Genomic DNA, 13,392 nt, shown 5'->3' on the forward strand with positions numbered 1-13,392 from the left:
GGCATAGTTTTGCGCGGGATTTTGTCTTACAGGCTAATCTCGGGCAAAAAATAACGTTCATCTCCAACTCTTATATAAAGCATGTCATTCAACAATTCAGACATAGGCTATTTTCCAATTTATTCAAAAGTTACACTAAACCCTATAAAAACCAGCGAATTCCCTCAACAACATAATAAACGCCTCCTAAAATCAGAGCCACACTCCCAATCCGAATAATCCAGTCCGAATACTGCATCAATGTTTTGGCTTGGGTCGCAAATCCAGTCAACAGACTGGCAAGGAAAATAACCATCGTATATCCCAATGCATAGCTAATCATCGTCACAGTTCCAATCAGTTTAGACCCCGTGGCTGCCGCTGCTGCAAGCACCGCAAATAAAACCGGACTAGCGCAGGGAGAACTGACCAAAGCAAAGGTCAAGCCAACGCCATAAGGCCCTAAATTAGAAGCATTGACATTGACTGTGGGTAAAGGAATTTTTATCAGTCCAATTAGACCCAAACCCATGACAAAAATGATGGCTCCCACGGTCAAATTAATGTATCCCCGATAATCAACCATGACCGCACCGGCAAACGAAGAGGTTAACCCAAAAAAACTTAAGATAGTGACCGCTCCCAGAACAAACAAACTTGCTTTGATAAAGGCATCGCGCCGAGAGGTGATATTGCGAGTTCCGATGTAGCTTAAGTTAATGGGTAACATGGCCAGGATGCAGGGAGAAATACTCGCAATCAATCCGCCAATAAATGCCAGGGAAAATAATACCAGTGGATTGGTAACGTTTTGCCGAACAAACCACTGCTGGTAGCGATTTTCTACAAGCGCTATCATATGTTCGATTTGTGCAGCAATCGGTTCGCTGATGACCAGTGCCAGGACTAAGCCCAATAGCAGCAATCCTCCCCAAAGTAGCCATTTTTTTCGGGATTTTACAAGCAGAGGTAGTTTAGTCGAACGATGGGACTTGTCAAAATTAGTCATGGTTTTTTGATAACCTGGAATCGGGAGGTTAATTTTACAAAGGGTCAAGGAGTAAGGGGTTTATTGGGATTAAAAAAGTCGGATGGAAGAGAGGGAATATGGGAAGGTTGGTTAAGGAGAGGGTGGAAGTTAACCAACCTTTAGCGATTGATTATTGGGGGTTAAGCGCTGAGTCGATGACCCGAGTGTAAGCAGATTTATCTGGATTGTTACGATACTGAGCCAAGATATTTCCAGTGTCGGGATCGATGATGGTGACGCTGCCCGTGTTGGATTTATTTTCGGCAAAAAAGCTGGCGAGTCCTAGTTCGTTGGCGCGGGTTTCTGATTCACTGGTTTGGGAACGATCGCTGACATCGAGTTTAATAAAGTGAATGCGATCGCCATATTCCTGACGCAATTGAGACAGGGTTGGAGCAATGTTGCCACAGGCGGGACACCAGGTGGCATAAATATCAACAACCACGGGTTTTCCTTGCAGTTGTTGCGCCAGAGGACCGCCCACATTACCCTGTACCGAGGCGGAGGAAGTGGTTTGCGCGATCGCGCGATCGGGCGTAGCAGAAGTTTTGCCTGTAGTTCCCGTCACTAGCGTTACCGTGACAACCACACTACTCAGAAATAAGCCGATCCATAAAGCAGGTTTCCGCATTGTCAATCTCCAAAATCTAGTGTTTATCTGCAACAGAGCAACTATCAATAGGGGGATTTTCTATTCCCCGCTTGTCAAAAAGAGCGCCTTTATTCCGCTCTTTCTTTGAGGTTAACCTCATTAAATTCTGAACAGATGAGTGCTAGATGAGAAACACCTGAATGCTTAATAAAACCTATAAAAATGGCTGAATCAGTCTCGATACGCAGGGTTGCCTCGGTTCTCAGCAAAAATTAATCTAACACTCGGGAAGAACTCATCATCATTATTTTTGAAACATTCAGAGTTTCTACAATTGTCAATAAAGATAACCGGGCGGGGATTTTAATCCCCGCCTCATAGCTAAAGTCGGTTAAAAACTGACTAAAACGCTTACTGTTAAAGCAGACAAGTTGTCTAAATACGACTTGAACGATTCCCCCGGAGAATTTATTGCAAAGCGGGTGAATATGATGATTTTTTAACCGAATCAAACCCCACAGGCAAGGATGAATGATGATAGTTTATTCGGGTTGAGTATATTGACAGAGTGGCAACTATCGGCGCGCGATTTATTTCGGTGGTTGTATGTGGAGTAAAAACATGAGGAGGTATTGAGGGTTATTCGATCCGCATAACAAACTCCATCTAGATTAATTTTTTCACTGACCAGAAACCGAATCAGTCAGGGAGAAAATTGACAGTACAATCTCTCAAAAGCCCCTTTTACAGGGAAAACAGTGTAGGATGTAAACTGAGTTTGTATCTGCTATAAATTCTCGATTCGCGCCCTACTGCAAGAACCTTTGCCTCAATTTTATATACCTTTGACCAATTCTGCAGGAAACTTATCGGTGCCGAACGAAGCTATAATTTCATGGGTAGTACGATAAGTTGATATGATGAAATATATTATGAGCAGTTTTTATCCAAAATAAAAATTCATACCTACCTCAGCTTTTTCAGTCATGCAGAATTGAAATACATTCAGTGTATGTTACTAATAAATTGCACCCTAATCTACCGCATAACAACGCTTGCAGTCAGAGCGAGGGTGCAATTTATTTGGTCTACATACTTGCGATCCGCCTATCTCTCCTCCAATCTTTAACTCCCTCTTCCAACTGCTTCGCCAATACTTCCCAATCCATTTTCTTCTAACTTCTGCAGCAACCCTTCTAATATCCGGCGCACCATCCAGGGACCTTCGTAAATCAAACCGGTGTAAATTTCCAGCAAACTCGCACCGGCGGTAATTTTCTCCCAAGCGTCTTCTGCGGTGAAAATTCCTCCGGTGCCAATTATCGGCATTTGTCCTTGGGTTTGCTGATGAATAAACCGGATGATTTCGGTCGATCGCTCTTTTAAAGGCATTCCACTCAATCCCCCCGCTTCTTCCGTTATCGGTTTGCCGGTTAAGTCAATTGTTTCGGTTTTTAATCCATCTCGGCGGATGGTGGTATTGGTGGCAATAATTCCCGCCAGTTGATAGGTTTTGGCAACAGCGATCGCCTCTGAAATTGCCTCCCACTCCAAATCCGGGGCAATCTTCACCAAAATCGGTTTTTTCCCTTGATTCTCCCCTTGCAAAACCTCTAAAATCGCCCCTAATTGTTTCCCTTCTTGCAGCGATCGCAATCCCGGTGTATTCGGCGAAGACACATTCACCACAAAATAATCGCCCAACCCTTTCAACAGGCGAAAACTGCCTAAATAATCTGCCGGCGCTTCTTCCAGTGGGGTTATCTTAGATTTGCCTAAATTAATCCCAATGATAGGTTTGTCATTGCTCATTTGCCCCTTATCATGTGCATAAATTAGGCGTTTGGCTAATGTTTCCGCCCCGTCATTATTAAATCCCATGCGATTAATTGCCGCCAAATCTTCTCGCAACCGAAACATTCGCGGGCGAGGGTTGCCGCTTTGCGCGTGAAAGGTGACAGTACCGAGTTCGGCAAAACCAAATCCCAAACTGGACCAAACCCCGGCGGCGGTGCCATTTTTATCAAATCCTGCCGCTAATCCAATAGGATTGGGAAATTTTATCCCCCAAAGGGTTTGTTCTAACCGAGAATCCCGGAGACAAGCGCTGTTTCTCAGTTGAGACAAAATCCCACTCACTGGGGGGCGATCGCCGTAGCGATTTAACCATCCCAGGGTTTGCATCGTCTGATGATGCCACCATTCCGGATCCGGTTGCAATCCCGAAAAAATAATTGGCCGAAGTGCAGTTTTATAGATATCCAAGGTTCGATAATCAGCCCTGAGAAACGATTGAATTAGCCCGCATAAGAGAGGCTTTAAATGCAAACGCCCCACCGTTTTTGGCTGCGGGGCTTTTCACATTAATTTTGGCACAGAATTAGGAGGCAGAGCCTCTGTGGGGGCGTTCCCAGCTCATGCTGGGAACGAGATGGGGGGAGATGGGAGAGAGAATTAAACATCAAGAACGAGCCGAAAAATTGGTCTCACTTCTTAATTTTCAATTCTCCCATTCAGGCTATCGCTGTTCCACCACAGCAGGAGAAGCCGATTGCATTTGTGGCTGGAATTGGAACAGAGAGTACACCACATTGCGACGAATATTCGTCATCATGTCGAGGAACAGTTCGTACCCTTCGCTCTTGTATTCGAGCAACGGATCTTTTTGACCGTAACTGCGTAACCCCACGGATTCGCGCAAGGCGTCCATTTGTTGAAGGTGTTCGCGCCACAGGGTATCGATTTGTTGCAGAATAAAGAATCGTTCAGCTTGGCGCATCAGGCCCGGTTGAATCCGATCCACTTGCGATTCTTTCAAATCGTAAGCAATCCGCACTTGTTCGTGAAGGAACGTTTTAATTTCCTCCATCGATAAATCTTCGAGTTGATTGGGTTCGAGGTCAGACAGGAGATAGACAAATTCTTGGACTTTTTCCACCAAACTGTCAAGCTGCCATTCTTCCGAGGGCAAGTCGGGGTTGACATAGGCTTCCACGATGTCATCCATCGTTTTTTCGGCGTATTTAATCACCTGTTCTTTCAAGTCCAGTCCTTCAAGAACCCGACGGCGTTCGGCATAGATAGCACGACGCTGGTTGTTCATCACTTCGTCGTACTCGAAGACCTGTTTGCGGATGTCGTAGTAGTAGGTTTCGACTTTTTTCTGGGCGTTTTCCAAGGAGCGAGTCAGCATTCCGGACTCGATGGGCATATCTTCATCCACGTGGAAGGCATTCATCAATCCTGCCACGCGATCGCCGCCGAAAATTCGCAACAGATTATCCTGTAAGCTGAGGAAAAACCGCGTGGAACCGGGGTCTCCCTGACGTCCGGCCCGTCCGCGCAACTGGTTATCAATCCGGCGGGACTCGTGACGTTCGGTCCCGATCACGTGCAGTCCGCCGCGTGAGATCACTTCTTCATGTTCGCGCTGGGTAAACCCTTCGTATTCTTCGCGGATCTGGTTGTAAACTTCGCGCAGTTTTTGAATCACCGGGTCATCGGTGGGGGCTTTTTCCGAGGCAACGGCGATTTTATCTTCTGCCTCCAGTTCTGGCAAGCTGCGTTCCCCATAGTGCTGTACGGCAAAATCCACCGCCGCTTTGAGCTGTTTTTCGGTTTCGCGAGACAGTTCGGTGGGGTAAATTTGCGGGGATGCTTTCCAGGATTTCACCTTTTTCCCGGCAGCAAAACCTTCTGCTTTGTTGCGCTGGTTCGTGCCGGCAACTTTGACGGTTGCCAACTCTTCTTCTTCTTCGGGACGGACGATGCGGGGCAACAGGTACTCGCGGGTTTTCAACCGGGCCATGTATTCGGCGTTCCCGCCGAGGATGATGTCGGTACCGCGACCGGCCATGTTGGTGGCGATCGTCACGGCACCTTTGCGACCGGCTTGGGCGACGATTTCGGATTCTCGCTCCACATTTTCGGGTTTGGCGTTGAGCAGGTTGTGGGGAATTTGCAAGCTTTGCAGCAGATTGCTGAGGACCTCTGATTTTTCCACACTGGTGGTACCGACCAACACCGGACGACCGGCATGGTGCATTTCGGCACAGTCTTGCGCGATCGCGTGCCACTTGCCTTGTTCGGTTTTGTACACCACATCGGAGAGATCTTTGCGCCCCAGGGGACGGTTGGTGGGAACCACGGTCACTTGCAAATTGTAAATCCGCTCGAACTCAGCTTCTTCGGTTTTCGCAGTGCCGGTCATCCCTGCCAATTTGGGATAAAGCAGGAAAAAGTTTTGATAGGTAATCGTGGCCAAGGTTTGGGTTTCGGGTTGAATGTCCACATCTTCTTTGGCTTCGATCGCTTGGTGCAACCCATCACTCCACCGGCGTCCCGGCATCACCCGTCCGGTGAATTCATCCACGATCACCACTTCACCCTGGCGGACGATATAGTTCACGTCCTTAATAAACAATTCCTTGGCTTTAATCGCATTGAACACGTAGTGCGCCCAAGGATCTGCCGGGTCGTAAAGGTCGGTGACTTCCAAGAGCTCCTCAGCTTTGGCAAAACCTTCATCGGAGAGAATAATATTACGGGCTTTTTCGTCTACCTCGTAATGCTCTTCCTTCGTGAGTGCGCTGGCGATTTTGGTAGCTCGCTTGTACTTCTGTGTGGGTCTTTCTACCTGACCGGAAATGATTAACGGGGTGCGCGCTTCGTCAATCAACACCGAATCTACCTCGTCAATGATGCAGTAGTTGAAGGGACGTTGCACCACATCGGCGATCGAGGTTGCCATGTTATCGCGCAAGTAGTCAAACCCCAGTTCGGAGTTCGTGCAGTAGGTAATGTCGCAGTTGTAGTTTTTTCGGCGTTCGGTGGGACTCATGCCTTGTTGAATCAGGCCCACGCTCAAACCGAGGAAGCGATGCACTTGCCCCATCCATTCGGCGTCCCGGCGAGCCAGGTAATCGTTCACGGTGACGATATGCACCCCTTTTCCACTCAGAGCGTTTAAATAGGCGGGCAAGGTCGCTACCAGGGTTTTTCCTTCCCCGGTTTTCATTTCGGCAATCTGTCCCACGTGCAGGACTGTCCCGCCGAGTAACTGCACGTCGAAGTGTCTCATGCCCAACACTCGCTTTGCCGCTTCGCGCACGACGGCAAAGGCTTCGGGCAGGATATCTTCCAGGATTTCTTTTTCTTCGTTGAGAGATTTCGCTTTCGCGAGCTGCTCTCGAAATTCGGCGGTTTTGGCGGTGAGTTGCTCGTCGGTGAGCGCTTGGATCTCTTCTTCGAGTAGGTTGATCTCAACCACGGTGGGTTGATACTTTTTTAGTTTGCGTGCGTTGGGATCGCCTAGCAGATTTTTAAGCATGGCAGGACATTCGGGGTACTTTAAAGATAAATTTAATCGCCAGTGCAAACGCCTGATGCCTTGCTCGATTGACCCGATCGCCGGGTAGCAAGGGTTGGCATTTGTCAATTTATCGGCTAAACAAGTAGCGCGAAAAACAATCGTTTCACGGACAATTAGTCGGGTTGGGTGTGCTACGGTTAACCGGGCTTTTTTCCCTGGTTCTCCACCAACGCAAAGACAATTACCGATCGCGTTGCTGAGATTTGAGAACCTGATTTAACGCGGGGAAGGAAAGAAGCAACCGCACGATTGGGCGTCCCTCTATATTTTCCCGGTCTGTTGGGTTTGAGGTCGGCACTGTTGACTCGCGTGCAGGCTAGATTAACCCTCCACGGAGACAACCCGCAGGCTGCTGGCAAGAGAAGTCAGAGCGCTGGGAATTGAAATTAAGCGAATCTCGTCGGTTTTTCAGATTGAGCGCTCCAAATTTGAACTTATATTAATTTTATCATTTTACATTTGAGCGGGCGATCGGGAAACCTCTGGGGGCTGAGGATTGGCGATCGCCCTGGTGAGGGTTTCTTCTACTTGGGTTGCTGGTTTTCCCCCATCCTCCTCATGCATGGGATTTCACGCCCTTGCCCCGGGATGCTCAATTCCCGGCTGCATTTTCCAGATGGTTCACTCGGCGTTTTCCCACTTTGGGGTGAGACTGCGAAAATCATAATTGCTCGCCCCAGGGTGGCAGGTGACGCAGGTCATCAGGGAGATGGGTTGGGATAGCTCGACTCTGGGGTGCAGGGCTTTGAAGTGGCGGGATGCGCCCACGCGATAGGGGATAGCTTCATCGGCGGTTTGCGGACGGGAGAAGTTTTGCAGGTAGTTCCACACCAGTAGGCGACCAGGATCGATGAGCGGTTCGATTCGTTTGCCGTAGTGATTGGGATCTTGTAGCAGTTGCAGCCAGGTTTGGGTGGGCAGCACGGCGGGGGGCACGGCAATATGACAGGTGGAACAATTATTTAGATACAGTTCTTCCCCGAGTTGTAATTCGGCAGGTACGGGGTCTACGGTGTTGATGTGGGGAACCTCTAGGGCATGGGCGATCTCCCCGGCGATCGCGAAACTCCACACCAGCAGCAATAGCAACCCGATGAGGGGCAATCTCCGCCACTGCTGCTTGATGCGTTTTTGTGTTGCAAAGGGTGACATAACTATCTGGTGGTCAAGATGAAGAACGACGCTGGTGCCTGTCCGGTGTCGGTCCGTTGCCCCTGCACTGCCACCTCCACCGTCTATCGCGGATGCCTCGAAGAAGATTAGGGGATGGGAACTTGGCGCAACAGTTGCTCTATCAGGTTCTTGGGGCGGCGTCCGCCTGCTGGGATGAGGCGGTGGGACAGGACGTGGGGGGCTAAATATTTCACATCATCGGGAATCGCATAGTCCCGACCTTCGAGAAATGCGAAGGCTTGTGTGGCGCGATATAAGGCCACTGCACCCCGGGGACTGACGCCGAGGGTAATCTCTTCGGAATCCCGGGTGGCGCGCACCAGGTTGATGATGTACTGTTGCAGGGAGTGTTCGACTTTGATTTGAGAACACAGACGCGACAGTTCGAGGACTTCTGATAATTCAATACAAGGCTGCAATTCTTCTACCGCAATCTTGTGGGCTAGCCCTTGGAGCATTTGCAGTTCTTCGTCTTGGGTGGGATATCCCACGGAGAGGGATAAGGTGAAGCGATCCATCTGGGCTTCGGGTAAGGGAAAGGTGCCTTGGTATTCGATGGGGTTTTGGGTGGCAATGACGAAAAAGGGGGTGGGCACGGTCCGGGTTACGCCATCTACGGTGATTTGTCGCTCTTCCATTACCTCGAGCAAGGCGGATTGGGTGCGGGGGGTGGCGCGGTTGATTTCGTCCGCTAGCAGGACGTTGGCAAAGACTGGGCCGGGGAGAAATTGAAATTCGCCGCTACTGGGATTCCAGATATTGGTGCCGGTGATATCGCTGGGTAATAAATCGGGGGTGCATTGAATGCGTTTGAATTCGCCGGCGATCGAGCGGGCTAGGGATTTGGCTAGCAGGGTTTTGCCGACACCGGGAACGTCTTCTAATAAGGCATGACCGCCGGAAAAAAGGGCGACTAGGACTAACTGAATTGATTCTGCTTTTCCGACAATGGTACGGCTCAGGTTTTGGGTTAGCCGATCTACACGTTCTCTGATCATAGGGGTAGGGTTAACCTGAGATTTTTAAGGTGACAGGTCTTGGTAGGGATTATCCAAATTTTTCCCTCCCAGAGCATAAATGCTTCATGCTACCACACTAGCCGGGATGGGGGATAGTCTATGGGAGATAAACTATCCTCTGTAAGTTATTGGTAATTTGATGTGTAAAATACAGCGACGGTCAAACCACATTTGACCGTCGCTGGGTAGGTTAAGCGGAAGATTTTTGGGGTGGCGCGAGTAAGGCTCTGACTTGGTGACAGTCGGTTTGAATTTGGGCTTTGAGGGCTTCGAGGGAGGGGAATTTTTGTTGCGATCGCAGAAAGTGTTCGAGTTCTACGGTAAGGGTGCGATCGTACAGTTCCCCGGACCAGTCGAGCAGGTGGACTTCCACGGTTGGGGTCTGGTTCTCATCCACGGTGGGCCGACAGCCAATATTCAATGCGCCGATCGCGCAAGCGTCTGGCGAAATCTCGCCGGGACAATGCACCCGCACGGCATAGACCCCATGTCGCGGCAAGAATTTATGGGGGGGAAGTTGGAGATTGGCGGTGGGAAAGCCGATGGTTCTGCCAACTTGCTGTCCGCGCACGACTTTTCCGACGAGGGAGTAGGGTCGTCCGAGAATTTGGTTGGCGCGCTGCACTTTGCCGGCTTGCAGGGCTTCCCGGATGGCGGAACTGCTGATCCGCTGGCCATTGGTGGTTTGCAGGGGCACGATCTGGACCTGTACGTTATATTGGGCGGCGATCGCTTGTAGGTCAGCGACGCTACCGGATCGCTGGCGACCAAAGCAAAAATCCTCACCCACGCTGATTTGCGTGGCTTTGAGCTGCCGCACTAAAATTTGTTCGACAAACTCTTGCGGACTCATGCGCGCCAATTGGCGATCGAAGGGTAATAACACGAGCTGCTCGACGCCCATCGCTTCGAGGACTTTTACCTTTTCGTCAAGGGGAGTCAGCAGACTTCTGCGTTGACCGGAAAAGAATTCTTTGGGATGGGGAGAAAAGGTGACCACAGTGGCGTAGGGATGTGCCATGCTGCGATCGCGCCGATCTGGAGATGGCGGTTTTGAGTGGGAAGCACGCAAGGGAATGGAGCTGTCACCCCTGACTGGAGGCACAGCGATCGGTTGACGCGCTATCAATGGGTTGAAAATCGGCTGCATGACTTGTCTGTGCCCCCGATGCACGCCATCAAAGTTTCCGAGGGCTACAGAGGTGGGAGTCAGCGCCGTTGAAAGAGTTGAGGTAATCCACACAGTTTACATTTTGACACACAAAGGGAAATTCCCCACACTCGTCGCCAGAATTTTCAATTTTTCTGGCTTGGGTTTCCCGATTGCCAGGGGAAAAGCAGCCGGGTGGGGCGGTTCTCTCCCCTCAAGCTTTTGCCAGCCCACGCCGAGGCTAATTGAGTTCGTTTCTCTGCCTGGGTTCGTTCTCCGACTCTTGGGGGATTCCCAACGGGGTCAATTATTTTATGCTGCACGAAATTCAGCACAGAGCTGTTTTTTGAACCCAATAACTTGGGCAAACAAATCAATCCAGATACAAAGCAAATACTTCCCTCTGCCCGGATCGAAGCGCGATCGCCCCTGCCCGCCAAGCCATTGTCGCCGGAGAATCCAGCACCGCTGAGGGATTCGTGCTAAACTGACGCTTTGGCCTGCTGCTCTTTGTCCGGTGCTTTCGCATCTTCTGAAGGAGCCACGAGCTGAATGGACAGCCCTTCTCGCGCCATCAAAGAATTCGGAAACTGTTGAGCGGCTTGCTCTCCGATGCGATCCAAGAAATTGTCGTTATGTAACGGATCGTGATGGAAAATGACCAGTTTTTTCACGTTTGCGGCTTTGGCAACCTTGACGGCTTCTTGCCAGGTGGAATGTCCCCATCCCACTTTGCTGGAGGTTTTGGAGTTGTACTCTTCGTCGGTGTAGGTGGCATCGTAGATCATTAGATCTGCGTTGCGCGCCAGCCACAAGACGTTTTCATCGAGTCTTTCGGGGAAATGTTCGGTATCCGTGATGTAAGCGGCGGCGTAACCTCTCCAGTTCACCCGGTAGCCTACCGCTTCGCCTGGATGATTCAGAAGCGCGTTTTCCACTTTAATGTCGTCGATTTCTACTGGCTCCCCAATTTCGATATCGTTAAATTCGAGTTGGGCACCCATAATCTGTAAAGGCACCGGAAAATTAGGGTGGAGCATTTGGTCGTTGAGCCGCTGTTCGATGGTGGAGCCATTGGGAGCGATCGCGCCATGAATGTGGAACTGATTGCCTTTAATAAACGCCGGCACAAAAAACGGAAACCCCTGGATGTGATCCCAGTGGGAGTGGGTAAAAAACATATAGGCTTCTACTGGCATTTGAGACAGGAGGGACTGTCCCAACACTCTCAAGCCCGTCCCACCATCAAAAATTAGGCGCTTCCCACCCACTCTCATCTCAATGCAGGGCGTGTTACCACCGTAGCGGACGGTTTCCGAACCGGGACATGCTATGCTCCCTCGCACGCCCCAAAAATGAACTGTGAATTGGTTTTGCATATCTTGCATGGGTGTGTTTCGCTTTCGCTTGAATGGGGTCTCTCAGTTAGGTTTTACGCTTCTGTGAAGTCTGTAATTTCCTAAAATATAGGCAATTCTATTCTTCCTATGCGATCGAGTTTGCCCTGGTGGCGAGTCTGTGGGGAACCGATGGGAAATAATCGATTGTTGCCCCCAAAAACTCTGTTCTTGCCGCTTCCCACCCTAGTTGGGGTTGGCCATCGGAGTGACTCTGTTTCTGCGGCATCTACAGCGATCGCCGGATGCGGGCAGTTTGCCCCTAGAGGGAGACACTTCCTGCGCCCCTGACTTAACTCCCGATTCAGCCACCGATCCCTCGTGTATCATGGATGCGCTGTGAAGCAACTCGGGTTGCTGAGTAGGCACCATCCCCCGTCCGTACTGGCCAATATTGTCATTGGATCCCGACCGGGTGGCGTACACGCGCGATCGCTGCTCTGTGATGGGTGGGCTTCGGTTCATCTATCCTCTTTATACTCTAACAATCTTCATGCGCCAAGGGTTTTTCCCGCCGTGACTCTAAATCTTACTCAAAAATTTCTCCACCCTGTGCAGCCAAGTTTGGGCGCAGTTTCATATTGGATTCCACTTCTGAGCTTTAGCTTCATTCGGATATCCGAGATTTTCTAGTGATTCGACGTCTATTCCTCGGTTAGCTATTCTCTCATATCTATTTCGTTTTTTTGGCTAATTTTCTCTTTAAATCATCCGCACTTTATCCTATCTCATTTCCTTTATTCCTCGTTCTCTATTCCTTGAATTTTTAGAATGCGTTTGAACTATTTATATTTTGTAAAAACAAAAAATAACTCCAAATAAAAAATTAACATTTTTGCCATCTTTTTTTGTTTAGCTACTCCTTTAAAATTGCCTCAATCATTTAGTTTTACATCTATTTTATCTGGTATTTGTACTGCTTTGGGAGATTTTGGGTTTGTTTTGTATTGCAGAATCCTGTTTAGCTGGGAGGGTTAAAATTTCCTAAAATAGCGTCAATTCAAGCTTAACTAATGCTTAAGTTATCGCCACCTCCATCTGGTCTAATCATCGATATAATTTCCAGCGGGTTGCTGCTCTAATGAATGGACAGAATTATTTCGTTTAAATATTCGTTCACGGGCGAGTAATTTTTTAGCCAATTTAAGGCCAATATTTTTTAGGTTTGCCTTGCAATTTTATTGACATTTGGGCGAGTATTTTTTAGTATAGCTTAATTGTACTTCTCGGGTTAATAACTTTTATTAAATTTTCGCAAATTTTTCATTGACCAGGGTGAATTGAGTCGCCGGTAGGGTGTTGATGTCAGGGTAAAAAGGCTGAGGGTTGGGAAAGTGGAGTATTCGATGGGTTGGAGGATGCGATCGCGCCATCGGGTTGAGAAATCACCGAAACAGAATCCTTGCCAAAAACAATCTGAATCGAGAGGGCGGTGTCCTTGCATCGGGGGATTCCGGAATAATTTGCTGAAATGTCAAGAAAGTTTTTCGGACAGCCGCCAGATTCAGGTAGGGATGGGTGGGGTAAGGGGAAGCTTAACCATTTCATCCCTTGGGAAAGGTTAGAGGAGAGCCATTCGCGGTTCGAGGCATGTTCTAGAGCGATCGCGGTTTGCGCCCTGGAAACCACCACATGGATGATGGTGGGTGTTAAAGGGACTTTTGCGATAGTCTTGCGACTT

Annotated in this window: 10 protein-coding genes; all 10 read right to left on the reverse strand. The window is 49.2% G+C overall.

From position 1 onward, the window contains the following. Positions 1-142: 142 nt before the first annotated feature. Positions 143-904, reverse strand: coding sequence for a cytochrome c biogenesis protein CcdA (locus tag AC0QH1_RS27685; protein WP_324634667.1), 762 nt, complete (start codon positions 902-904; stop codon positions 143-145). Positions 905-1,139: 235 nt separating this feature from the next. Continuing rightward, complete coding sequence (locus AC0QH1_RS27690) at positions 1,140-1,640, reverse strand: TlpA family protein disulfide reductase (RefSeq protein WP_324634668.1); 501 nt, start codon at positions 1,638-1,640, stop codon at positions 1,140-1,142. Between the two features lie 1,086 nt (positions 1,641-2,726). Next, complete coding sequence (locus AC0QH1_RS27695; RefSeq protein WP_324634669.1) at positions 2,727-3,866, reverse strand: quinone-dependent dihydroorotate dehydrogenase; 1,140 nt, start codon at positions 3,864-3,866, stop codon at positions 2,727-2,729. Between the two features lie 253 nt (positions 3,867-4,119). Then, a complete protein-coding gene (secA, locus tag AC0QH1_RS27700) occupies positions 4,120-6,930 on the reverse strand; it encodes a preprotein translocase subunit SecA (protein ID WP_324634670.1) in 2,811 nt (936 codons plus the stop codon). A gap of 663 nt (positions 6,931-7,593) precedes the next feature. Then, a complete protein-coding gene (locus AC0QH1_RS27705; protein WP_324634671.1) occupies positions 7,594-8,124 on the reverse strand; it encodes a diheme cytochrome C in 531 nt (176 codons plus the stop codon). A gap of 107 nt (positions 8,125-8,231) precedes the next feature. After that, positions 8,232-9,140, reverse strand: a complete 909-nt coding sequence (locus tag AC0QH1_RS27710) for an AAA family ATPase (protein WP_324634696.1) — start codon at positions 9,138-9,140, stop codon at positions 8,232-8,234. A gap of 214 nt (positions 9,141-9,354) precedes the next feature. Next, positions 9,355-10,407 carry a bifunctional riboflavin kinase/FAD synthetase gene (locus tag AC0QH1_RS27715; protein WP_324634672.1) on the reverse strand — a complete coding sequence of 351 codons (1,053 nt, stop codon included), beginning with the start codon at positions 10,405-10,407 and terminating at the stop codon, positions 9,355-9,357. Between the two features lie 389 nt (positions 10,408-10,796). After that, positions 10,797-11,702, reverse strand: coding sequence for an MBL fold metallo-hydrolase (locus tag AC0QH1_RS27720; protein WP_324634673.1), 906 nt, complete (start codon positions 11,700-11,702; stop codon positions 10,797-10,799). A 195-nt stretch (positions 11,703-11,897) separates the two neighbouring features. Beyond that, positions 11,898-12,176: a hypothetical protein gene (locus AC0QH1_RS27725; RefSeq protein ID WP_324634674.1), complete on the reverse strand. Its 279-nt coding sequence runs from the start codon at positions 12,174-12,176 to the stop codon at positions 11,898-11,900. Positions 12,177-13,016: 840 nt separating this feature from the next. Next, on the reverse strand, positions 13,017-13,343 hold the full coding sequence (locus AC0QH1_RS27730) for a hypothetical protein (RefSeq protein ID WP_324634675.1): 327 nt from the start codon (positions 13,341-13,343) through the stop codon (positions 13,017-13,019). Between the last annotated feature and the right edge of the window lie 49 nt (positions 13,344-13,392).

It is taken from the genome of Phormidium sp. CCY1219, from assembly GCF_055795085.1.